Below are 24,675 nucleotides of genomic sequence, written 5' to 3'. Positions count from 1 at the left end.
AGGAATGTATGCAGTTGAATAGAAACGTGGCGGCGCTGTGCCTGGCCGCTTGCGCCAGCCAGCCTGCCGCCGCCATGGCGGCCCCCTTGCGTCACCACCAGACGGCGACACCATCCGCGCCCGAAGTGCGCACGCGCGATTTGCTGCTATTTGGCGCCGGCCTGATCCTGCTGGCTGGCCGGCGCCGTCCCGAACACGAGAAGTGGCAAAACTAGAGCAGCAGTAGCACCGCATACTCGCGGCCCTCGTCGCGCAGGGCGATGCTGTTGCCGCCCTGTGCCACGCCATCGAGCGACAACCCCGCGGGCCGCCCCTGCGCCTGCTCCACCGTGATGGCATAGATGCTGGCGCCGAAGCGGTAGTGCAGCTTGAAGCTGTCCCATTCGGCCGGCATGGCCGGCGCCAGGCGCAGCACGTTCGCTTCGCGCGTCAAGCCGAGCAGGGATTCGACGATCAGGCGGTACAGCCAGCCCGACGATCCCGTGTACCAGCTCCAGCCGCCGCGCCCCACGTGCGGCGCCACGGCATACACGTCGGCCGTCACCACGTACGGTTCCACCTTGTAGCGCGCCACCGCCTGCGCGTCGACGCCATGGCGCACGGGATTGATCATGCGCAGCAATTCCCACGCCTTTTCGCCGTCGCCCATGCGGGCAAACGCCATCGCCGTCCAGATGGCAGCATGCGTGTACTGGCCGCCGTTCTCGCGCACGCCCGGCACATAGCCGCGGATGTAGCCGGGATTGAGGTCGGCCTTGTCGAACGGCGGATCGAGCAGCTGGATCACGCCGGAATCCCGGCGCACGAGGCGCGCATCGACCTGGCGCATGGCGCCGGCGACCCGCTCCTTGTTGGCGGCGCCCGACAGCACGCCCCAGCTTTGCGAAATCGAATCGATCTGGCATTCCTCGTTCGTGTGCGAACCCAATGGCGTGCCGTCGTCGAAATACGCGCGCCGGTACCACTCGCCATCCCAAGCATGTTCCTCGACGTTGGCCGCCAGTTTCACGGCTTCGTCGCGGCAGAACTGGGCGAATGCGGCGTCGCCGCGCAGCATGGCCACCTCGGCGAAACGCTGCAGCACTTCGTACAGGAAGAAGGCCAGCCAGACACTCTCGCCCTTGCCATGTTCGCCCACCTTGTCCATGCCGTCGTTCCAGTCGCAGGAACCGATCAGCGGCAAGCCGTGCACGCCCATGCGCAAGCCATGGCGGATGGCGCGCACGCAGTGCTCGTACAGGTCGGCCGACTCGCCCGAACGCATGGGCAAGTCATAGTAGGAATCCTCTTCCGGCTTGACGGCCCGCCCCTCGATGAAGGGCGCCACTTCCGAAAGCACGTTGACGTCGCCCGTGGCGATCACATAGCGGCAGGCGGCCAGCGGCAACCACAGGTAATCGTCGGAGCAGTGCGTGCGCACGCCCCGGTCCGACGGCGGATGCCACCAATGCTGCACGTCGCCTTCGACAAACTGGTGCGCCGCACACAGCAGCAAGTGCTTGCGCAGCAATTGCGGCGCCGTGTGGATCATCGCCATCGCGTCCTGCAGCTGGTCGCGGAAACCGTAGGCGCCGCCCGACTGGTAATAGCCGCTGCGCGCCCACAAACGGCAGGCGATGGTCTGGTACATCAGCCAGCCATTGGCGATCACGTCGAGCGACGGCTCGGGCGTTTCGATGCGCACCGCGCCCAGAGTGGTGTCCCAGTGCGCGCGTACCGCGTCGAGCGCCATGCGGGCCGCTTCCTTGCCCGCATGGCGCTGCACCATGGTGCTGGCGTCGGCATTGCGGCGCCCGCCCACGCCGAGCAGGAAGACGATTTCGCGCTCCTGTCCCGGCTGCAGTTCGAACGGCACCTGGATGGCGGCACACTGGTCCAGCCCCGTGCCCGCCTTGCCGGACAGGCGCACGCGGCGCAGCGCCGCCGGCTGCGCCAGGCTGCCGTTGCGGCCGATGAATTCATTACGGTCGCAGGTGATGGAGCGGATGCTGGCGTCCGTATTGAAAAAGCCGACGCGGCCGGAAAACTCCGTGTTGTAGTTATTGCGCGCAAACAGCGCGCCGCTGATCGTATCGACTTCGGTGGCCACATGCATGCCGGACTTGGCGCGCAGGTCGGCCATCACCCATTCCACGTAGCCGGTGACGGACAAACGGCGCGGCACGCCGCTGTCGTTGCGCACCTTGATCACCGAGTATTTGACGGCCGCATCGAGCGCCACATAGGTGCACAACTCGGTGGCGATGCCGCCCTCGCTGTGCTCAAAAATGCTGTAGCCGAAACCGTGGCGCGTCACGTAGTCGCCGCTGCCGCGCGCGGGCAGGGACGAGGGCGACCAAAACTGGCCGGTCTGCTCGTCGCGCACATAAAACGCCTCACCCGACAGGTCCGACACGGGGTCGTTCTGCCATGGCGTGAGGCGGAATTCATGCGCGTTCTCGCTCCACGTGTACGCCTGGCCGGCTTCGGACACCACCGTGCCGAACTGCGCATTGGCCAGCACGTTCGACCACGGCGCCGGCGTCTGCTTGCCTTCTGCCGTGGTGATCACGTATTCGCGCCCATCGGGCGTGAAACCGCCGAGGCCATTTTCCAGGATCAGCTCGCGCTGCGGCGCCCGGTGCGGCACGCCGCCATGCTCGCGCGCAGGGTCCTGCAGCAGCGGCGGCATGCGCAGCACGGGGCTCGGCGGGCGCTTGACCTGCTCGGCCAGAGTGCCGCGCAAATCGCTGATGATGGCGCGCGCCACCGATTGCAGCAAGATGCGGTCTTCGTTGGCGATCTGCTCGGCCAGGCGCACGAAGATGCCGCCTGGGCGGTCGATCGCCTGCGCATCGATGCCCGAGGCGATCAAGCCCATGATCTGGTCGTGCAGCAGCTGGCGGTAGCCCGACTGCTCTTCGTACCAGATCACCAGGTCGACGATCAATCCTTTCAGGCGCCAATAGGCATGCGCCTGCACCATCTGGCGCGCCAGTTCGATATTGGCCGCGTCGCGTATCTGCAGCAGCACGATGGGCAGGTCGCCGGAAATCGCATACGCCCACAGGCCGGACTGGCCGCGCTGGTTCTTGATCAGGATGCTCGCTTCCGCGCGCAGGGCCGCATTCGGGTAGATCACTGCGTTGGCCAGGCGCGCATACAGCTGCGCGTCCGCTTCGCTGGCGTTCAACTGGCGCAGCACCACCTGGCTGTGCGTCCAGGCCAGTTCGAAGACCCGGTCGGCCAGATGGCGGTCCTGGTATTTGTCGATCAGGTGCAGCGCCGCCTCGCGCTGCTCCACCATGCCGGTGACGCTGTCGACGGTGACGGCCTGGTCGGGTTCGAGCGTGATGACGTAGCGGATGGCCACGATGGGGTCGAGCACGGAGCCGTGGCCGCCGCTGAGCGGCCCGTCGTCCTGCAGCGCCTGCGGCAGCTGCGCCGTGTTGCCGCGGCCGATGAAGCGCGCGCGGTCCGTCTCGAACGACACTTCGTAGCGCTCGATATCGTGCACCGTCATCACATGCAGCAGCCACGGCATCTGCTCGTCTTTCGAGCGGGGCCGGCGCGTGCATAAAATCGCCTTTTCATGCGCGAGGATTTCCGTCTGCACGAACAGCTTGCTGAATGCGGGATGGGCCGCATCGGCCGCCGCCGGCGCCATCACCACTTCGGCAAAACTGGTGATCTCGATGCGCCGCTGGCGGTTCGAATTATTGCTGATGCGCGTGCGGCGGATTTCGATGTCGTCCTCGGGCGAGACGACGATTTCCGTGTACAGGTCGAGGCCATGGTCGGCACGGCGGAACTCGGCCCGCCCTTCCGAAAAAATCACTTCGTATTTCTTCGGTTCGGCCAGGGTCGGCTGGTACATGGTGGACCAGACTTCACCGTCGTCGAGGTCGCGCAGGTAGCAGAAATTGCCCCAGTTGTCGCGCGTGCTGTCTTCGCGCCAGCGCGTCACGGACAGGTCTTTCCAGCGGCTGTAGCTGCCGCCCGCATTGCTCACCATGACGTGGTAGCGGCCGTTTGACAGCAGCTGCGTTTCGGGCACGGCGCTGTTGGCCTGCGTGAGGATGCGCATCGGCATGGCCTGCTCGGGCGCGCCGCTGCGCAGCACCGCCAGTTCGGCCGTGTTCGAGTAAAACGCGCCGGCCTGCGGCGTGCGTTCCTGCAGCACCAGCAAGGCCGATTGCAGCAGCGGATCGGACTCGAAACGGCGCTGCATCGGCCGGTCGTGCAGCAGGTAGCTGAGGGCCAGAAAGCCCATGCCCTGGTGGTGCACCATGAAGGAGCGGATGATGGCGCTGCCCTGCCCGCGCGGCAGGCGCGCGGTGGTGAAATCGATCGCTTCAAAAAAGCCGTAGCGACCCATGTAGCCGGCCGCCTGCATGCGCTGCAGGTTCTGGCACGACGCTTCCGGCTGCACCATCAGGCCCATCATGCTGGCGTACGGCGCCACCACCAGGTCGTCGGCCAGGCCCCGCTTCAGGCCCAGGCCGGGCACGCCAAAGGCGCGGTACTGGTAATTCAGGCTGGCGTCGACCGTGTTGTAGCCGGATTCGGAAATCCCCCACGGCACGTCGCGCTGGCGCCCGTAATCGATCTGCGCCTCGATGACGGAATGGTAGGTCTGGTCGAGCAGGGTGTTCGGGTAGTTCGGCATCACCAGCAGCGGCATCAGGTACTCGAACATCGAACCGCTCCACGACAGCAGCACGGGCTGGCCGGCCACCATGCACAACTGGCGGCCCAGGGCGAACCAGTGCTCCTGCGGCAGCTGGCCCTGGGCGATGGCGATGAAGCTGGCCAGACGCACTTCGGAAGCCAATAAATCGTAGTAGCTGGGGTCCAGGCGCCGTTCGCTGACGTTGTAGCCGATGGCCAGCAGCTTGGTCGACGGGTTGTACAGGAAACCGTATTCGATCTGCGCGAAGTCGCGCGCCTGGCCCGCCGCGTGGGCGATGTCGCGCATGTGGCGGCCCGCCTGTTCGCGGCCTTGCGCCAGCAGGGCGGCCAGCTCGGATGGCGTGCCTTCGGACACTTCCAGGTTGGCCAGTTCGCGCAGGGTCGGCATGCGCAGCCAAGCAGGATCGACACCCGCCTGCGCCGCCCACGGCGCCAGTTGCAGCAATTCGGCCAGCGCCGCGCGGCACTGGCGCGCCAGCGCGCCCGTCCACATGGACAGCTCGCCATCCTCGCTTTGCAGGGTCAGCGACAGCAGCGCATCGGCCGCGCCGTTCGCGGCGGCGAGATAAGCATGCCATTCGGCCAGGGTGGCGGGCGCGGCCTGCGCCTGCAACAGGCTCATGCTCTCGCGCATGCCCTTGCCCTCGCCTTCGGCGGCGATGAATTCCTGCAGCACCTGCGCCGTCGTGCGGATGCCCTGCACCACTTGCGCGCCGATGATGGGAGCGTCGTACAGTTCCACCAGTCCCGGCTGCAAGGTCAGCAGATGGCCGGCCAGGTTGCCGCTGTCGACCGTCGAGATGTACATCGGCTGCAGCGCCTTGAGCGTTTGCGTGTCGTACCAGTTATAGAAATGGCCCTGGAAGCGTTCCAGCTCGCCCATGCTGTGCAGGGTGGCGCGGCTGCGCTCGATCAACTGGCCGAGGGTGATGTAGCCGAAATCGTAGGCCGTCAGGTTGGCCAGCAGCGCCAGGCCGATATTCGTCGGCGAGGTGCGGTGCGCCACCACGAGGTTCGGGTGTTCCTGCATGTTATCGGGCGGCAGCCAGTGGTCGTCCGGCCCGACGAAGGTATCGAAATACGCCCAGGTCTTGCGCGCCACGCCATGCAGGAAACGCCCCTGCTCGGCCGACAGGCGCGCCACGGCCCGCTCGATGGGGCGGCTGATCCACCAGGCGATGGCGGGCGCGGCCAGCCACAGCAGCAACACCACGGCGGCGGCCGGCAAGGCGGCCGGGCGCCAGTAGAGCAAGGCGCCGAAGGTGGCCAGCGCCAGCGCGGGCGAGCACCACATGGCGCGCCAGCTGTCGGCTTGACTGCCGGAAGAGCTGTGCAGGTTCGAGGCGCGCCAGTCGAGCAAATGCTTGTGCGACACGCCCAGGCGCCACAGCGTGCGCGCGATGGCGTCCAGGCTGATCCACGCTTCATACGGCAGGAAGACGAGGGTCAGCATGGCGTGCGAAAACTGCACGCCGCAGCGCCGCTCGAACGCGGCCAGATGCTGGCGCCACAGGGTGTCGCGCGGTTTGCGCAGCAGATCGTACAGGGCCGAAAACACGGGCGGCAGGAAGATGATGGCCAGCACGGCCGCGCTCCAGAAGGCCACGTGCGGCAGAAAGCCCCACACCAGCAACAGGGACACGGTGGTGGCCGGCGCCACGACGCTGCGGCGCAGGTTGTCGAACAGCTTCCACCGCGACAGCATCGACAAAGGATTGCGTTCGCGCTTGCCGGCGCGGCCCGGCACCCGGCCCAGCAGCCAGCCGATCAGCTGCCAGTCGCCGCGGATCCAGCGCTGGCGGCGGCTGACGTCGGCGTCGTAGCGGGCCGGATATTCTTCATACAGCTGCGAGTCGCTGAGCAGGCCGGCGCGCAAATAACAGCCTTCCAGCAAATCGTGGCTGAGGATTTTATTGTCGGGCAGGCGCTGGCCCAGCACGCGCTCGAACATGTCGAGGTCATAGATGCCCTTGCCGATGAACGAGCCTTCATAAAACACGTCCTGGTACAGGTCGGAGACGGTGCGCGTGTACGGGTCGATGCCCGGTTCGCCGCCGCACAGCAGCTCGTAGCGCGACGCGTTCGCGCTGGGCAGCGCCACGGCCACGCGCGGCTGCAGGATGCCGTAGCCGGCCACCACGCGCGTGCCGGCCGCGTCGAGCACGGGACGGTTCAGCGGGTGCATCATGGTGGCGATGAATTCGCGCGCCGCGTCGCGCGGCAGCTGAGTATCGGTGTCGAGCGTTATCACGTATTTGATCGTGCGCAGGCCGCGCAACTCGCCTTCCACCAGCGAGAATTTGTCGCGCGCGCCGCCGCGCAAAAACGCGTGCAGGTCGGACAATTTGCCGCGCTTGCGCTCTTGCCCCATCCACGCGTTTTGCTGCGAATTCCACAGGCGCGGACGATGCAGCAGCAGGAACGGCCCCGCATGGCCCAGCTCTTCCGGATCGGCCGGGTCGCCGTTGTCCTTGAACTCGGCTCCCTCCACGCGGTATTTCTCGTTCAGGCCACGGATGGTCTCCTGCGCCTGGTTCAGCAGGGCTTCGTCGCCGGGCAGGGTTTGCGCCTGCGCGTCGACAAGATCCGTCAGCAGGCAGAAACGCAGGTTCGGGTCGCGGTTGGCGAGATAACGCACTTCCAGCGCCTCGCACAGGGCCGCCACGTTTTCCGCGCTGTAGATCAAGGTCGGCACCACGACGATGCCGCGCGCATCGGACGGAATGCCGGACCGGTAATCCATGCGCGGCAGCGGATGCGGCGACGTCATCAGGGTTGCCAGCCAGTTCACCACGGCCACGGCCAGCTGGCTGCTGCCCAGCAGCGCCAGCGCGCCCAGCGCCGCCAGAGGCCAGCCCTGCACGCCATGGCGCACGGCGCGCTCGAGCAGCAGGGCGCTCGTCGCCAGGGTCAGGAACGCAATGGCGCCCAGATAGCTGGCCAGCGGCGCGGCGCGCGCCGTATGCTGCAGCGCCTCGATGAACGGCAGCCTGGCGCCAGCCTGCTTTTCCAGTACCAGCACGCCGCGCCCCACCAGGTAAAAGCCGATGTGGCCGCGGCGCGCGTCATTGCCATTGCCGTGCGTGTGCGCCAGCTGCACCGCCATCTCGGCCACTTCCACTTCGCTGCGCGCGCTGCGCTTGGCGATGCGTTCGATGGCGTGGCGGTAGCTGTCGCGCGTGGCGAAATCCATCAAGCCATATGTGCCGGCCGGGTCCAGGCGCAAGGTTTGCTCGACCACGCTCATGGTCTCGACGAACTCCTGCCAATCCATGGTGCCGAGAAAACGCAGGCTGCCGATGCTGTTGGCGATCGAGACCTGGTCGGCCGCCTGCTGCCCGATCTCGGACTGGATCTGCTGCTCGATGGTGAGGCCCGATTCGGCCAGCTTGTGCGTCAGCCACGACAGCGCCAGGGTCAGCGAGGAACTCTGTCCCTGCAGGCGGCGCGACAATTCGGCCACGAAGGCGCTGGTCATCGGCGGATTCGAACGGGCCATGTCCGCCACGAGCAGGATCAAGCCGCTGGGATTGCGCTCGGCGATCTCCGTCATCTGGTCGGCCCAGGTGTTGGCCAGGTCGCGCTGCATGCGGTCGTCGGCCACGCGCGCGGCAACGCGGCGCAGGTTTTCGATCAGCGCCAGGCGCAGCATGATGGGCACGGCCCACAGTTCACCCAGGGTCAAGGTGGCCACGTCCTGGTAAGCCTCGACGAAGTGGCAGAGGTTTTCCAGGTCGACCCTGCCATCGCCGTGCGAGATGATTTCCAGCGCGATTTTATACACGCGCGGGCAGCCCGCATCCACGCCGGAACTCAGCCGTGGCAACTCCTTGCTGTAATTCTTCGGCAAGTGGCGCCGCGTGGTGCGGATCTGCTCTTCGATCAGATAAAAATTATCGAGCAGCCACTCCGAGGCGGGCGTGACCTGGCGCCCGCTTTTGACAGTCGCCGTCAGTTCGTTGACGGTGGCCGTGATGAGGGCCGCATTGTCGGCCAGGCGCGCCAACAGGCGGTCGCGGCCATGATGCCTGCCCACCGCATGGCCGGCGGCCACATGCTTGCCGTGGGCGGCCATCTGCATGGCGCTGAATAACTCGGAACGCAGGGGCAAGGCATCGTCGCGCGCGGCGTCGAAGGTGTCCGGTGCAAGGGAATGGTCGCGGAAGATTTCTTTGACTTTGGAAACCTGTTCCTTGATCTGCTGCGTGACAACTGCTGTGTACTCTTTCAACTTTAGCCTCGCTAGGTGCGCGCAGGCAGCCAGCGGCCACCGTCATGCGGGCCCAGTCTGGAAGAACACGATCGGACACTGGCGAAGACGGAAAGCGAAGCGCCGGAGCGTTGCGACGAATCTCAGGGTATAGGGAGATTTTCTGAACTTCATCGTAGGAGGGCGACGCAGGCAAGACCGTGCGCTAGCGTACATACTCCGTGTTTTAGGGACGTTTCAGCAAAGAAATCAGCGTGTTGAATGGCAGAAAAATGCCGGTGGGAAATGAACGGAAAAAAAGGCGCGACGCGCACCGTGCCGATGATGGCACGGTGCAATATTTCATGAAAGAAAGTTCAAGCAGTTCAGGCCGCAATCGCCAGCGGATGGCGCGTCGCCTCCGCCATCGCCATGCCGCCGTTGAGTTGCCATGCCGCGCCGTGACCGAGGCGGCGCAGGCAGGCGGCGGCCCGTGCGCTGCGGTTACCGCTGCGGCAGAAAAACACCAGCGGGCGCTGCGGCTGCTGCAGCCAGGCCGCCACCTGCCCCGCCAAGCGGCTCAGCGGTACGCTGCGCACTTCGCAGCCCTCGAAGACCGTGCCGGCGCACGCCGCGTGTTCATACGCTTCGCGCACGTCGACGAGGATGGCGTCGGGATGCTGGCGCAGGAAGGCGGGCAAGGCGGCCGCGTCGAGCTGCAGTTCGGCGGCCGGCACGCTACCGTTCTGCACCGTGCGCACGGTGCCGCAGATGCTGCCGTCGTCGCCGGACGCGCACAGCACCGTGTCTTGCGTCAGCAGCGCCGCATCCAGCAAGGGGGGCAGCGCCTCGGGCGCCAGGGAGCCGATGAAGGCGAAGCGCTGCTCCAGCAGGTACACATGGGTTTCGCCGCACTCGATGCGGCGCAGCCGCTGCCGGCCCAGCGCCAGCTCGCCATCGATATCGACGCGGCCCACCTGCTCGATAGCGAGTTCCTGCAGCAGCGCCAGACGCGCGGCGCCATGGTCCGCTGGCGCCGTCGTGTGCACGATGGCGCGCAAGGCCAGGTGCTGGCAGCGGATGAAAGCGGCCAGACGCGGCACGAGCGCGGCGGCGGGATCGATGACGACGCAACTGGCGCTGGCGGCGTCGCTGAGCAGCCAGGTGCACTGGCCGTCGACGCTCAGCTGGATTATGCCGTCCTGCGGCGATGGCGCCAGCGCCGACGGCAGCAGACAGCTGCTGCGCAGCGCTTCGCCGCAGCGCTCGATGCGCGCGCAGGCGGAAGCGACCGTCGCCGCATCGATCAGGGGACCGAACGACAGCCGGATGGCGGAACTGGCGCGCCATTGCGGCACGTGCATCGCTTCCAGCACATAACTGGGCAGCGCCTTGGCGGCGGAACAGGCGCTGCCAGAGCTGACGCGCACGCGCGCCGCGTCGAACAGGTCCAGCAGCTCTTTCGAGGACAGGCCCGGCACGGAAAAATTGAGCGTCGTCGGCAAGGACAAATCGAACGGCATATTGAACACGATGCCAGGGAAAGCGTGTTCCAGGCTGGCCACCAGCTGCTCGCGGAACGCGGCCAGGTCGGCGTGGCTGCGGAAGGTCTTGCCATCGTCCAGCGCGGCGAGCACGGCGCCCAGCGCGGCGATGCCGGCCATGTTTTCCGTGCCAGAACGCAGGCCCGCTTCCTGGCCGCCGCCCATCATCAAAGGCGTAAACGGCGCGCCGGCGCGCACATACAGCATGCCGATGCCCTTGGGCGCATACAGCTTGTGGCCGGAAAACGGTGCGTAATCGATACGCGTGGCGGCCAGGTTCAGTTTCAGCTTGCCCAGCGCCTGCACGCAATCGACCATCCAGTAGGCGTCGGCACCGCGTTCCTGCAACAGCTGGGCGATGGCGGACAAATCGCTGACGACGCCCGTTTCATTATTCGCCGCCATCGTGCACAGCATGGCCGCCTCGCCGATCAGCGCATCGAGCGCCTGCAGGTCGTGGCGCCCCTGCGCATCGACGGGCAGCTTGCGCACTTCCAGGTTCAGGCCCAGTAAACGGTTCCAGTGCGCCAGGCTCTCCGGCACGGCCTTGTGCTCGGTCGCGCCATACAGCAGCAGGCTGCCGATGCGCTTGCCCGCGTCGCGCCGTTCGCGCAGCGCACACAGGGCCGACAGCACGGCCGTCTGGATGCCCTCGGTGGCGCCGCTGTTGAACATCAATCGGCCATCGCCCACGCCCAGCAAGCCGCTGGCGCGCTGGCGCACGCCATCCATCATGGCCTTGGCCTGCAAACCCGTCGCATGTGTGCTGCTGGGGTTGCCATAGCCCTGCTCCATCGCTTGCCGGGCGGCGGCAACGGCGGCGGGCAGCACGCAAGTGGTGGCATTGCTGTCGAGGTAGATTTCTTTCATGATGGCAGTCCGAATATTTTTTAAAAAGGGCGCAGTTAAAAAGGCGCAGCGCAGGCGGCTGGGCCATCTCGATAGTCTACCGGCCGGTCCCCGTGAAGATATGCCAAAAGACACTGCAACTACGCTACTATGCAGCATGTTCATGCTATAAAAACCGGAATATTAAAATGAATTCACCAAACGCCTCGCTCGACAAATTCGACTGCGCCATCCTCGCCGCCCTGCAGCAGGACGGCACCCTGTCGATCGCCGCCCTAAGCGAAAAGATCGGCCTGTCCAGCACGCCGTGCTGGAAGCGGGTCAAGCGCCTCGAGGAAGACGGCTATATCGAGAGCCGCGTGGCCATCGTCAACCGGCAAAAAGTGGGTTTGCCCGTGACGGTGTTCGTCAGCGTGCGCACGGGGCAGCACGATGAAAAATGGCTGCGCCGCTTCGCCGCCGCCGTCATCGTCTTGCCCGAGGTACAGGAATTTCACCGCATGAGCGGCGACATCGACTACCTGCTGAAAGTCGTCACCACCGACATCAAGGGCTATGACACGTTTTATAAAAAACTCATCAAGGCCGCGCAACTGACGGGCGTGTCGTCCGCCTTTTCCATGGAACAAATCAAGTACAGCACGGAATTGCCGCTGGAATTGATCGCCCACGGCTTGCCTGCCTGAACGATTTTCCACCCCGTGCCGGTATACATGAAAAGCACGCATGTTAACACCTTATAATCGTTGCCATACAGCAACACAACCCCATTAAATACGGCATACCTCCACTATATCGCCCTTATCCGTCGCTATACTGCGCACTTGCCCGTACCTTTCTAGCAACCTCTGCCGGTCGCGCGGGCCCATTCCCAGGGTCGTCCATGCATCTGCTTCGCCATCTTTCCATCCAGAAAAAACTGATGTTCAGCATGGGTTTGTGCCTGCTGCTTTTCATGGGCATCTCATCGTTCCTCAGCGTGCGCATGAGCAGCGATTACGTGCGCGAGCGCGTCGTCAGCCAAGAATTGCCGGCCCAGGTGGGCGAGATCCGCAACGACGTGCTGCGCCAGATCAATCAGCCGCTGTCGGTGGTGCAAACGATGGCCAATGATGTCTTTCTGCAGGACTGGGAAGACGCGGACCTGGCCGACAGCGGCTTGCCCACTTTTCAGCGCTACGCGAAGATGATCAAGGAAAAAAACAAGGCGGCCGTCGTCAGTTGGAGTTCGCAAACTGCGTCCCGGTACATGACCGATGCGGGCCTGATCCGCACGCTGGACAAGCAACAGCCCGCCGATCATTGGTTCTTCAGCATGCTCGACGAAAACAAACTGCACACGGTGAATCTGGACCGCGATCCGGCCTCGGGCAGCTTCATGCTGTTCCTGAACGCGCGGGGCCAGACGGCTGGCGGCAAGGCCGTCATCGCCGGGATGGGCCTGAGCGTCGACGCCATGGCCGAAACCATCCGCAGCTACAAGGTCGGCCAGACCGGCTATGTCTACCTGGTACGCGCCAACGGCAGCCTGCTGATCCACCGTGACCCGGCCCTAGCCGACGGCAAGCATCAATTGAAGGACTTGCCAGGTTTTGACGAAGCGTTGAGCAAGACTCTGCTGACCGGCAACAAATACACCTATGTCAGTTATGCGGCGCCCAGCGGCAAGCAACTCGTAGCGGCCTCTTTCATACCGGAATTGAACCTGTACGTGGTGGCCGAAGTGCCGGAAGCGGAAGTGCTGGGCAATGTCACGCGCTCGGCCCTGATCGCCGCCCTGATTGCCGGCCTGGTCGGTGGCGGTATCGCCCTGGCAATCATTTATGTCATCAGCCGCGCCATCGCCGCGCCTGTTGCGCGGGCAGCGGACATGCTCAGTGAAATCGCCAGCGGGAATGGCGACTTGAGCCGCCGCATGCCCGTGGAATCGGAAGACGAGGTCGGCGCGCTGGCCGCTGCCTTCAACCGCTTCGTCGCGTCGCTGAACGTGACGATACGCGAAGTTCGCGACAGTACCGGGGCCATTGCCAGTGCATCGAGCCAGATCGCGTCGGGCAACCTGGACCTGTCGGCCCGCACGGAAGCCCAGGCATCGAGCCTGGAAGAAACAGCGGCGGCCATGGAAGAGCTGACGTCGACCGTGAAACAGAATGCGGACAACGCGCGCCAGGCGAATCAGCTGGTGGTGTCGGCCTCGGGCCACGCCGTCAAAGGCGGCGAAGTGGTCGGCCAAGTCGTGCAGACGATGGGCGCGATTACGGAAAGTTCGCGCAAGATCGCGGATATTATCGGCGTGATCGACGGCATTGCCTTTCAAACCAATATCCTCGCCCTGAACGCTGCCGTCGAGGCGGCCCGCGCGGGCGAACAGGGCCGCGGCTTTGCCGTGGTGGCAACCGAGGTGCGCAGCCTGGCGCAACGCTCAGCGGCAGCAGCCCGGGAAATCAAGGACTTGATCGTCGACTCGGGCAGCAAGGTCGAAGCGGGCAGCAAGCTGGTCGACTCGGCCGGCGCCACCATGCAGGACATCGTCGTGTCCGTCCAAAGAGTCGCCGACCTGATGGGAGAGATCGCCTCAGCCAGCCAGGAGCAGAGCCAGGGCATCGCGCAAGTCAATGCCACGGTCACGCAGATGGATGACGCGACCCAGCAAAATGCAGCGCTGGTGGAAGAAGCGGCGGCGGCGGCCCAATCGCTGCAGGACCAGGCGGGACGCCTGGCGCAGGTGGTCAGCGTTTTCAAGCTGGAAGAAACGGGGCATGCGGCGCAGCAGCAGCAGCAGCAGCCTCGGCAGCCAGCGCACAAGCCTATGCTGCCCACGCCAGCGCGCCCGAAAGCGCCGGCCAGCGATGCGTGGGAAGAGTTTTAAGGAAGTTTGAAAACGATTAAATCGCCGGCGCTTTCACGCTGGCGGCCTGCTTGAAGAAATCATAGATGCCGCTCTCGCTCATGCGGCGGGCATTCGCCAGTTCGCCGCCCTTGGTGGCGTACAGCACCTGGTTGTTGTCGCTCGAGACCAGCACGGCGGCGGGGATGCCTTTCTTGAGCGGATTGCCATAGGCTTGCGCCACGTCCAGGTTATGGTCGAAGTTACCCACGTCGACCTTGACGACCTTGAACTGCTGTTGCATCAGCTCGGCGTTCTTGCCTTCCTTCAAGGCCTTGTCGAGTGCGCGGCAATCCTCGCACCAGTTGGCGCCAAAGATCAGCAAGACAGGCACGTGCGCCGCCTTGGCCTCGGCCAGCGCGCGGGCCACGTCGGCCTTGGCGTCGGCCGCCGCGTTGTACGGCAGATGCGGCGTGGCGACCGGGTTGGCCGGTGTGGGGGCGGCGGCAATGGCGGTACCGGCAAGCAGCAGGCTGGCAAAGAATGGGGCGACGAAACGGGAAAGGCGCATGCGGGGCTCCTGAGAGAAATCGTGAAGCCAGCTGAACAGCTGCCAGCGGGCGTGATTGTCTAGAATATGCCTGCTTGTAAGAAATATCCACCATTTAATTGCACTGTGCTTATGTGGAAAACGTATAAACGCCGCGAAGGAGTACCTGCTTGACCATGCCAGAGACCCTGCACCCAACGCTGTCCGGCGCCGCGCGCATGTTGCGCGACGCCTATCCCGGCGGCATGCCCGATACGGCATATTTCGCCGTGCTGGCCCTGCTATATGATCACTTTTCCGACCGCAACCTGGCCGAGCTGATGGCCGCCGTCACGGGCAAAGATGCGGCGGTGGTCCTCAATGACATCTATGCCTGCGCCAGCAGCGAGCCGGCGCCGTCCGCCATCGCGGCCGCCAGGACACTGCTGGCACGGCACGGCTTGCAGGCGGTCTGCGCCGAGGATTAATGCCCACCGGCAGCGAAATGGAACGCATGGGATAATATCGGGCTCACACTGACACTGAGCAACGCGACCCGAACGCGCCCTCCCCATGACGACTTCTTTCCTGGCACGCTGGCTGCCGCAACCGAACAACGGCAGCCGCCGCGAACAATTGCGCGCCTGCGCGGGCGCCATCTGCGGCCTGCTGCTGACGGGCCTGATCTGCCATTTCCTGCTGGCCCCGGACAGCGCCAGCGTCTATCTGATCGCGCCCATGGGCGCCTCGGCCGTGCTGCTGTTCTGCCTGCCGGCCAGTCCGCTGGCGCAACCGTGGTCCGTGGTGGGCGGCAACGTCGTCTCCGGCCTGGTCGGCATGGCCTGCGTCAAGTGGCTGGGATCTGGCGTGGGCGTGGCGGCGCTGGCCGCCTGCCTGGCCATCGGCGCCATGTTTGCCCTGCGCTGTTTGCATCCGCCGGGCGGCGCCGTGGCGCTCACCACCGTCGTCGGCGGCGCCAGCGTGCATGCGGCCGGCTTTGAATTCGTCTTCATCACCGTACTGTTCAATTCCGCCGTGCTGGTCGCTTGCGCCGTGCTGTACAACAACCTGACGGGACGCCGCTACCCGCACGTCCAGCAACTGGTCGCGCCGCATCCGCACGCCACCAAGGATGAGGTGCCCAGCAACCGCCTGGGCTTTTCACCGGATGACCTCGATGCCGTCTTGCGCCAGCACAGCGAAGTGCTCGACATCAGCCGCGACGATTTGCAGGCGATCTTCCTGCAAACGGAAATGCGCGCCTACCAGCGCCGCTTCGGCGTCGTCACTTGCGCCGACATCATGTCGAAAGACGTACTCAGCGTGGAATTCGGCACGCCGCTCGATGTTGCCTGGCGCACCATGCGCGAGCACGATGTGGGTGCGCTACCCGTCGTGAACCGGGCGCGCCGCGTCATCGGCATCATCACGCAGACGGATTTCCTGCGCCATGGCGGGCTCGACGATTACCAGGGCATGCGCCAGCGCCTGCGCGGCTTGCTGCAGCGCAGCGGCCTGTCCCACGGCGACAAGCCGGAAGCGGTGGGCCAGCTGATGACGCCGTCGCCGCACACGGCCCGCCTGGGCACGCCCATCATCGATCTCGTGCCCTTGATGGCCGACGCCGGCTATCACCATATCCCCATCCTCGACGAGGAAGAACGCCTGGCCGGCATCATCAGCCAGTCCGACCTGATGGCCGCCCTGTACGAAAGCCGCTTTGCCGAGGCCGCAGCATGACGCCATTCCAGGCACTGCTGGCCGGCCCCGATGGCGGCCCGGCCGGCACGGCCGTCAGCGCGCATTTCTTCGGCAGCCAGCTGGCCATCGATGCGCCCGGCCCCACGCTGGACGTGGCGCAGCTGGTCGTCAGCGTGGGCGGTGTCGACGGGCCGGAACTGTTCCTCAACTGGCTCGATGCGCAAGGCAGGCAAGCGTCGCTCAAACCGCTGACGGCGGACGACATCGCCATCGTCTTGCGCGAAGCGCCGGCCGCGCTGCAGCCGCAACTGCAACGCCTGTGGGGCGAGCGCCAGCGCAACCGGCGGCAGGTGTCGGGCTGGCTGGCCGGCTTGACGGGCGCGGCCGTCGTCGCCTCTGCCCTGTTGTGGTGGCAAGGAGGCAACGCCATCGGCGCGCTGGCGGGATGGATTCCCCTCTCGACGGAAAAGCAGCTGGGCGAACTGGCCCTGGCGCAAGTGCGCGCGCAGGGCGGCATCGTTGAGAACGGCGTGGCGCAGCAGACGGTGCAGGACATCGGCCGCACGCTGACGGCCGGGTCGCGCTACCAGTACCGCTGGCTGGTCAAGCAGGACGACACGGTCAACGCGTTTGCCATGCCGGGCGGCATCGTCGTCGTGCATACGGGCTTGCTGCGCCAGGCGGGGGACCCGGGCGAGCTGGCCGGCGTGCTCGCGCATGAAGTGCAGCATGTGGAACAGCGCCATTCGTTGCGGCAGATGATCAGCAGCCTGGGCTGGGGCGCCCTGGTGGGCGTGACCATCGGCGACATCAGCGCCGTGGCCGCCATGCTGGCGCACCAGGCCGGCACCCTGTATTTCAGCCGCGACATGGAGGAAGAGGCGGACCGGCTCGGTTTGCTGGCCTTGCAGCGCGCACAGATCCGCCCCGACGGCATGCTGCGCTTTTTCCAGAAGCTCAGTGACAAGGACCAGGCCAAGGTGCCGGGATGGATTTCCTCGCACCCGCAAACGGCGGCGCGCACGGAGCAGATCGAGAGCCTGATCGCCGCCACGCCCTGCCCGGCCTGCCGTCCCTTGACCAGCAGCCACTGGCAAGCGATGAAAGCGGCCCTGCCGCCTACGGCAAAATAGCAACATTCCTTCCGCACAATTTATCCAAACGCACTGGGCAATGGCGTATGCTTACGCCCCGGCTGCTCCATCGCGACCGGCCACCCCGACCCCCAACGCCTCCGTTCATTCCCTCCTTACAAAGGACATCGCGCATGAAGCATCGTTTTGCCGCCGGCACCCTCGGCACCCTGGCCATCTCCCTGTTGCTCGCCCATGCGCCCATGGCGCAAGCGACCCCGTCCGCTGGCAAAACCGTGGCCGTCAGCGCGCCCAAAGCGAAGCAGCAGCTGCGAGTGCTGGCCGACCAGTACTACGATGCGCAGGCCCGTTTCGAGCCGATCAATGCCACCGAAAGCGGCGACAACCGTTTTGACGACCAGCTCGGTTCAGCCATCGTGCCCGCCGCGCGCGCCAAACAGTTCGCCCTGTACCGCCAGTACCAGAAGACCCTGCGCAGCATCGCCCGCGCGCAGCTGTCGCACCAGGACCAGATCAACTACGATATCCTCGACTATGAACTGGCGACGGCGCTGAGCTTCGAGCGCTTCCCCGAATACCTGTTGCCTTTGAACCAGATGGACAGCATGCCCGTCACCCTGGCCAATTATGCGGGCGGCGAGGCATCGCAGCCTTTGACCTCGGTCAAGGAGTATGACGCTTACCTGAGCCGTATCAGCCAGTTGCCGGGCTGGATAGACCAGGCCATCGCCAACATGAAAGTCGGCATGCAAAAGGGCATCGTGCTGCCGAAGGCACTGACGGAGTCGGCCCTGCCGCAATTCAAGAAGCTCGTCAGCGCCACGCCGCAGGACAGCGTGTATTACACGCCCATCAAGAACTTGCCGGCCAGCTTTTCCGAGGCGGACAAGGCGCGCCTGACGAAACAGTACACGGCCGCCATCCAGGACAAGCTGATGCCCGCGCTGCAGCGCCTGTCCGCCTTCATGGAACGCGATTACCTGCCGGCAAGCCGCACGAGCAGCGGCTGGAGCGCCCTGCCCGATGGCGCAGCCTGGTACCAAGCGCGCGTGGCCAGCAGCACCACCACGGATTTGAAACCGGACCAGATCCACGCCATCGGCCTGAAGGAAGTCGCGCGCATCCAGGAACAATACGCGATCGTCGGTCCGAAGATGGGCTACAACGGCCCGGCCGCCGGCTTGCCCGTGTGGGTGTCGGAACAGGCGAAATACCGCCCGTTCAAGACGGAGCAGGAAGTGCTCGACGTCTACCGCAAGCTGAACGTGCTGCTCGACAGCAAATTGCCAGCCCTGTTCACCCTGGTGCCGAAGGCACCGCTGGACTTGCGCCTGGAACCTGAACTGAGCCGCGATACGGCCGCCGACCATTACACGGCACCGGCCGCCGACGGTTCGCGCCCGGGCGTATTCTGGTCCGTCGTCACCGATCCGAAACTGTATGGCGACACGGGCATGACCACCTTGTTCCTGCACGAAGGCAAGCCTGGCCACCATTTCCACCTGGCGCTGGTGCAAGAGATGGACTTGCCGAACTTCCGCCGTTTCGGCGGCAATAATGCTTTCACGGAAGGCTGGGCCCTGTATGCGGAAACCCTGGGCAAGGAAATGGGCCTGTTCGACGATCCGGCCCAGTATTTTGGCCACTTGAACGACGAGATGCTGCGCGCCGTGCGCCTGGTGGTCGACACGGGCTTGCACACCAAGGGCTGGACGCGCGAGCAGACGATCAAGTACATGCGCGATACCCTCGGCTACGACGCCGTGGCGAAAAGCGAAACGGAACGCTACATGGCCTGGCCGGGCCAGGCGCTGGGCTACAAGATCGGCGCGCTGAAAATCGTCGAACTGCGCCAGCGCGCCCAGCAGGCGTTGGGCGACAAGTTCAGCCTGCCGAAGTTCCACGAAGTGGTGCTCAGTGACGGCACCCTGCCCCTGAAACTGCTGGAAGCCAAGGTCGACCGGTGGATCGCGCAGCAGAAGTAAGCTAGCCCACTCTTGCGAGGACGGCAGCGCCAGTTGGGGCTGCCGTTTTTTTTCGTGCCGATATTTGATCTGGCACAGATCCAGCGCATCTCGCACACGCCTGCCGGAACGCGTACCAGGCAATGCTGCCTAACTCCCAGACACAGAAGGGAGGCAGCATGCAAAGCGAAGACAGGAACGACGCCGCCACGGCTGGCCCGCCCGCCTGGCAAACATCAGCGGAGATGCCCGATCATGGGCATGACGCCATTCTTCACTACACCAGTGCGCGCGGCCAGACCAATGGACGGCCGCAGCGGCACATTCCCGACGATACCGCACGCGGCAACCATGCCATGATCACGGCGCTTGGCTGGCTCAGCATCGGCCTGGGCCTGGCCCAGCTGGTGGCGCCGCGCGGCCTGGCGCGGGCCAGCGGCTTGCGCGGCGTCTCGTCTTTCTGGATACGCGCCATCGGCTTGCGCGAAATGGCATGTGGCGCGGCCTTGCTGCGCGGCGAAACCGCTCCGGCATGGCGCTGGTCGCGCATCGCCGGCGACGCCATGGACCTGTCACTGCTGGGCGTGGCCATGGCCAGCCGGCGCCACGCGCGCACGCGCCTGGCGGCGACGGCGGCCGTGGTGGCAGGCGTGACGGCCATCGACTATATCGCCAGCGCCCAACTGGCGCCGCGCAAGCTGAGCGAATTGCCCGCGCCAGGCGAACAGGGACTGGCGCTGCAAAAGAGCGTAATCGTCAACCGGTCGGCCGACGATTGCTACCGCGCCTGGCGCGACCTGGAAAACCTGCCCCGCTTCATGCCGGGCCTGCAGTCGGTGCAGGTGATCGATGCGCGCCGCTCGCGCTGGCACAGCGTCGAAGGCGAGTGGATAGGCGAACTGACGCAAGAGCGTCCGGGCCAGGGCATGCGCTGGCGCGCGGCGGAAAACCATGCCGAAACGGGAGCGCTGGAACTGTCGCCCGCACCGGGCGGACGCGGCACCGTGGTCACCATGCAACTGCACATGCAGCCGCCAGCCGGCAAGGTGGGCGCGGCCGTGGCCGGCCTGTTCAGCCAGGCACCCGCCTACCAGATCGAAACCACCTTGCGCCGCTTCAAGCAGTGGATGGAAACGGGCGAGGTCAGCACCACTGAGGGCCAGCCATCGGGCAAGCGCAGCTTCAAGGCGCGCCTGCTGCACAAGGCTGGCGGCGCGGCCGCTGCCCCTCGACCGCAAGCAAACGGAGGTGTGTCATGAAAGCCAATTGCTGGCACGGCAAGCGCGACGTGCGGATCGAACAAGTGCCCGATCCCGCCATCCTCAATCCCGGCGACGCCATCGTCAAGGTCAGTTCCACGGCCATCTGCGGCTCCGACCTGCACCTCTACAATGGCGTCGTGCCCACCATGGAACAAGGCGACATCCTCGGCCACGAGTTCATGGGCGAGGTGGTGGAAGTGGGTTCCGCGGTGCGCAAGCGCAAGGTGGGAGAACGGGTGGTCGTGCCGTTTCCCATCGCCTGCGGACGCTGCTTCTTTTGCGAGCAACAGCTGTACTCGGTGTGCGAGAATTCCAACCCCAACGCCTACATGGCGGAAAAGATGTGGGGCCACTCGGGCGCGGGCATCTTTGGCTATTCCCACCTGACGGGCGGCTATGCGGGCGGCCAGGCCGAATATGTACGCGTGCCGTTTGCCGACGTCGGCCCCATCCAGGTTCCGGACGAGCTCAAGGATGAACAAGTGCTGTTTCTCTCTGACATACTGCCGACTGGCTACATGGCGGCCGAAGCGTGCGCCATCGCGCCGGGCCAGGTGGTGGCCGTGTGGGGTTGCGGCCCCGTGGGGCAGTTCGCCATCCAGAGCGCCTTCCTGCTCGGCGCCGAGCGCGTCATCGCCATCGACCATTACCCGGAACGCCTGCGCATGGCACGCGAACTATCCGGCGCCGAAACCCTGCATTTCGATGCGGTGGACGTGCCCGATGCCCTGCGGGAAATGACGGGAGGACGGGGGCCCGATGCCTGCATCGATGCCGTCGGCATGGAAGCGCACGGTTCCGGCGTCAGCTATATCTACGACCGCCTCAAGCAGACGATGAAACTGGAATCGGACCGCCCCACAGCCCTGCGCGAAGCACTGATGGCATGCCGCAACGGCGGCGTCGTCTCGGTGCCGGGCGCGTATGGCGGCTTCAGCGACAAGATCCCGTTTGGCTCCATCATGAACCGTTCATTGACCATCAAGACGGGGCAAACCCACGTGCAGCGCTACATGCAGCCGCTGCTGGAACGGATACAACGGGGCGAGCTCGATCCCGGTGCCATCATTTCCCATCACTTGAGCCTGGACGAAGCACCGCACGGCTACGAGATCTTTCAGAAGAAGCAGGAGCAATGCATCAAGGTCGTACTGCATCCCGGCCCCTGACCGGTCCCGGCAGGCATGCTGGCAGACGGCGTGGGCGGGTCAGACAAGCAATACGCTGACCTCAGACGAGCAGCGCGGCACTCATCGAGCGTACTTCCTCGTCCGATTCGGCCAGGATGCTTTGCAGGGTCTCGTTGTCGATAATGAAATCGATGACGGAATCGGAGGGCGTGAGCATTTCCACGTACGTCACCTGCAAGGGCGAGGGCACGGGCGACAGTTGCTTGGCCAACAACAAGGTGTCGAGCAGGGAGTCGGGCGGAATGGACAGCAAGCCATCGCGCAAGCCTTCGATGGCTTCGCTCACGGCCCGCGGAATCAGCAGCTTCTTCATGACTTCGCGGGAAATAATTTCTTCGGCGGACTCCATCCAGTGATCGGCATCGTCGTCGAGCAGGCCGGGAAATTCATCGGCACGCGACAACAGGTAAAAACCGCCCACCTCATGCACGATGCCGGCGAACAGCGCCGTATCGGCATCGACGTTCGTCACGCGGCGGGCCAGCACGTGCGCCAGCGCCGCCACGTGGGCAGTGTGCTCCCACAGCTGGGTCGCCTTCTGGCGCAGCACGGGGTCGATGATCTTGCTGCCGAACTGGCGCACCACCATGGCCGCCACCAGCGCGTACAGATTGCGGTAGCCCATGCGCATGACGGCGGCGCGCACGCTGGTCACGGGCGCCGCATCGCCGCGGCTGTACACGGCCGAATTGGCCAGCGCGACCGTGCGCGCCGCCAGCAAGGGCTCGGCCAGTACCAGCTTGATCGCATGGTCGATATGGCAGTCCGGTTCAGCCAGGGCCAATTGCAATTGCAGTGCTGAATTAACGCTCGTGGGAAACGTTAATTCTCCGCGCACCGCTTGGGAAACAATTAAACCGAAAGCCTGTAGTTTATTCATCATACGATCAATCCGCCTCAGATATTATTCTGGCCAACAATTTCATGTACCTGAAATTGAATGCCAGGCCCGGCCTTTAGAATACAGATGGCATGTCATTCGCTTGTAATGAAGAATCCGGTAATGCCAGCGCCTGCAATAGCGATTCATCGCCGATGACAAACAACTTCGGCTGCTGTAATACCTGCAGCAGAAATGGCTGGCCTTCACGCAGCCGCCGGCGATAATCGGCCAGCGTATATAGGTTGGGATTGATTTTACGCCGTAAGGTTCGCTCGGCCGGGGCCAATCCCGTCAATAGATCGCCATAATTGGCTTCTTCGCCTACCAGCAGCAAATCGATGGCGCTGCCGGGCAGGTCCTGCCCCTTCGCCGCGGCGCCCGACACGAATGCCAGGTGCAGCTGGGCACGCAAGGGAGCCAGAGTCATGCTGAGCACGCCGACGATGCCGAAGGTTTTTTGCACCAGTCCGCTCAACTCCGGATACACGAGACTTTCCTTGTTAGGCCAGAAGCGCCGCACATTGCCGATCCGCTCCGATATGATCAGGCCGGACTCATGCAAACGGCGCAGCTCGCGCTGCGCCGACGCGCTGCCCAGCCCCGTCAAGCGCATGATCTCGTTCAAGTGAAAGCCTTCATTCACGCGGACAAAGAGCAAACCCAGCAGTTTTTGCTGGGCGGGAGTAAACAGGGCTTGGGCAATCATGCGCCAAATCTTAGCATGAATGAACTGAAAACTGGCGTGGCGCAGGCAACGGGGCGTGACGCCACAACAACGCCGTGATGCGTCATCACCAGCAGTTGGGCGAGCCCATGGGCAGCAAAGCGGGATGACGCAACAGCAGTAGCCAACAGCCGTCAACGGCAAGCAGCCATTCTTGTAAGCGCTCACTTCAAATTCGTCGGCGCCACGTCTACCCATCCTGCCTCGCACCTGCACGAGTCTGGCGTCAACCGCGTTACACGGTTTTAGTCCATCAATTCAAACATGCTCGACGTAATTTAACTCGGCCGTATTAAGCTATCAGCGTATCAGGATGCATGCCTGCATAGGAATCTTGTTCGTCATCTTGGCCAGTAATAAGAGCATGACTTCTAATGCATGCGTTGACCTTCCATTTTACGCTTGCCATTTATATAAATAGGCTGCGAAATACAAATGAATGGGTGCGAACAAGCGACAGCCGAAAATCGTGTTTTTCAGTGAGCGATATAAATGATGTGCTGCCGTAGCGATATGCATGCCAATCGAATAGACAAATGGAATGGGCTGCCATCATTTACCGCCTGCCACGCTATCTTTTCGCGCATGGCAATGCGGACAGGCATAAAAAACGGCACCCGAAGGTGCCGTTCTTGTCAGCTAGCAGCGGTCAGCTAGCAGCGTGTTCGTTTGCTCGCAGAATTGACCCACTCTGTTTGACCCGCCTTCCACTGCCTGGCAAACGCTGCCACGCGGTCGTATGACCCTGCATAGCCCAGCTCTTTCAGGTCCTCATGGATCTGCTTCAAATTGCGCCGCTGCTTACGCGGCTTAGTCGTCTCGGCCTTGAGCCACCCGGATAGCTGCACCGAGTATTTGTCTAATCCGCTAACTGATCGCCGCTCCGCATAGGAGGGCTCAGTGCTTTCAGAGCGCAGATAGCGTAGGACGGTATTGCGTGAAATATCCAGTCGCCTGGCGATTTCTCGTATTGGGATCTGGTCACGAAGGTGCCAGCGTCGAATGATACCGAGTAGAGCCACGTTGATCACTCCGATCTCCTGCCGATAAGACAGGTGGAATTGTGCTACTAACGTGGGTCAGATTCCGTTGCAAATTCGTGGGGAAAGTGGGTCAATTTTCAGTGCAACTCAACACTTCTTTCTCTTTGCGTGCATCGTGGAAGGCCGCGCAACGGGCATAAAAAAACGGCACCCGAAGGTGCCGTTCTTGTCAGCTAGCAGCGCAGATTACGCTTCGTCGCCGTGG

14 protein-coding genes and 1 pseudogene are annotated in these 24,675 nt (G+C 64.3%); 9 read left to right on the top strand and 6 right to left on the bottom strand.

Annotated elements, in window-relative coordinates; translation table 11 throughout:
* The first annotated feature begins 8 nt into the window (after positions 1 to 8).
* Positions 9 to 215: a hypothetical protein gene (locus IGS60_RS27205; protein ID WP_070223414.1), complete on the top strand. Its 207-nt coding sequence runs from the start codon at positions 9 to 11 to the stop codon at positions 213 to 215.
* Here the strand turns inward: IGS60_RS27205 and IGS60_RS27200 are convergent.
* A complete protein-coding gene (locus IGS60_RS27200) occupies positions 212 to 8,902 on the bottom strand; it encodes a glucoamylase family protein (protein ID WP_368858627.1) in 8,691 nt (2,896 codons plus the stop codon). The two genes, IGS60_RS27205 and IGS60_RS27200, sit on opposite strands and share 4 nt — an antisense overlap.
* Before the next feature lie 344 nt (positions 8,903 to 9,246).
* Positions 9,247 to 11,274, bottom strand: a complete 2,028-nt coding sequence (locus IGS60_RS27195; protein ID WP_230506748.1) for an aminotransferase class V-fold PLP-dependent enzyme — start codon at positions 11,272 to 11,274, stop codon at positions 9,247 to 9,249.
* Positions 11,275 to 11,441: 167 nt separating this feature from the next.
* Between IGS60_RS27195 and IGS60_RS27190 the strand changes: the two genes are divergently transcribed.
* Positions 11,442 to 11,939, top strand: a complete 498-nt coding sequence (locus tag IGS60_RS27190) for an Lrp/AsnC family transcriptional regulator (RefSeq protein ID WP_230506747.1) — start codon at positions 11,442 to 11,444, stop codon at positions 11,937 to 11,939.
* Positions 11,940 to 12,136: 197 nt separating this feature from the next.
* Positions 12,137 to 14,122 carry a methyl-accepting chemotaxis protein gene (locus tag IGS60_RS27185; RefSeq protein ID WP_230506746.1) on the top strand — a complete coding sequence of 662 codons (1,986 nt, stop codon included), beginning with the start codon at positions 12,137 to 12,139 and terminating at the stop codon, positions 14,120 to 14,122.
* A 16-nt stretch (positions 14,123 to 14,138) separates the two neighbouring features.
* On the opposite strand, the gene IGS60_RS27180 is transcribed toward IGS60_RS27185, so the two are convergent.
* On the bottom strand, positions 14,139 to 14,651 hold the full coding sequence (locus IGS60_RS27180) for a co-chaperone YbbN (protein ID WP_205602315.1): 513 nt from the start codon (positions 14,649 to 14,651) through the stop codon (positions 14,139 to 14,141).
* A gap of 155 nt (positions 14,652 to 14,806) precedes the next feature.
* Here IGS60_RS27180 and IGS60_RS27175 point away from each other — a divergent pair, with 155 nt between their 5' ends.
* The 6 genes from IGS60_RS27175 (at position 14,807) to IGS60_RS27150 (ending at position 21,799) form a co-directional block, all read left to right on the top strand.
* Positions 14,807 to 15,097 (top strand): DUF3349 domain-containing protein, encoded by a 291-nt coding sequence (locus IGS60_RS27175; protein ID WP_230506763.1) that lies wholly within the window; start codon positions 14,807 to 14,809, stop codon positions 15,095 to 15,097.
* Positions 15,098 to 15,182: 85 nt separating this feature from the next.
* On the top strand, positions 15,183 to 16,349 hold the full coding sequence (locus IGS60_RS27170) for an HPP family protein (protein WP_230506745.1): 1,167 nt from the start codon (positions 15,183 to 15,185) through the stop codon (positions 16,347 to 16,349).
* Entirely contained in the window at positions 16,346 to 17,443 is a 1,098-nt protein-coding gene (locus tag IGS60_RS27165; protein ID WP_230506744.1) for a M48 family metallopeptidase, read from the top strand. Before IGS60_RS27170 ends, IGS60_RS27165 begins: the two co-directional genes overlap by 4 nt.
* A 134-nt stretch (positions 17,444 to 17,577) precedes the next feature.
* Positions 17,578 to 19,389: a DUF885 family protein gene (locus IGS60_RS27160; RefSeq protein ID WP_230506743.1), complete on the top strand. Its 1,812-nt coding sequence runs from the start codon at positions 17,578 to 17,580 to the stop codon at positions 19,387 to 19,389.
* Between the two features lie 158 nt (positions 19,390 to 19,547).
* On the top strand, positions 19,548 to 20,627 hold the full coding sequence (locus IGS60_RS27155; RefSeq protein ID WP_230506742.1) for an SRPBCC family protein: 1,080 nt from the start codon (positions 19,548 to 19,550) through the stop codon (positions 20,625 to 20,627).
* Positions 20,624 to 21,799, top strand: a complete 1,176-nt coding sequence (locus IGS60_RS27150; RefSeq protein ID WP_230506741.1) for a zinc-dependent alcohol dehydrogenase — start codon at positions 20,624 to 20,626, stop codon at positions 21,797 to 21,799. The genes IGS60_RS27155 and IGS60_RS27150 overlap by 4 nt, the downstream gene beginning before the upstream one ends.
* A 61-nt stretch (positions 21,800 to 21,860) precedes the next feature.
* On the opposite strand, the gene IGS60_RS27145 is transcribed toward IGS60_RS27150, so the two are convergent.
* From IGS60_RS27145 to IGS60_RS27135, 3 genes and pseudogenes are all read right to left on the bottom strand, one after another.
* Positions 21,861 to 22,700 carry an HDOD domain-containing protein gene (locus IGS60_RS27145; protein WP_070223450.1) on the bottom strand — a complete coding sequence of 280 codons (840 nt, stop codon included), beginning with the start codon at positions 22,698 to 22,700 and terminating at the stop codon, positions 21,861 to 21,863.
* A 76-nt stretch (positions 22,701 to 22,776) separates the two neighbouring features.
* On the bottom strand, positions 22,777 to 23,625 hold the full coding sequence (locus tag IGS60_RS27140) for an ArsR family transcriptional regulator (RefSeq protein ID WP_230506740.1): 849 nt from the start codon (positions 23,623 to 23,625) through the stop codon (positions 22,777 to 22,779).
* 506 nt (positions 23,626 to 24,131) lie between these two features.
* Positions 24,132 to 24,458: pseudogene (locus IGS60_RS27135) on the bottom strand (helix-turn-helix domain-containing protein); the annotation flags it as partial.
* Positions 24,459 to 24,675 lie beyond the last annotated feature (217 nt).

It is taken from the genome of Janthinobacterium sp. FW305-128, from assembly GCF_020858135.1.
In the GTDB taxonomy this organism is placed as follows: Bacteria; Pseudomonadota; Gammaproteobacteria; order Burkholderiales; family Burkholderiaceae_D; genus Janthinobacterium.
This window is presented reverse-complemented; position numbering and strand designations above follow the sequence as displayed.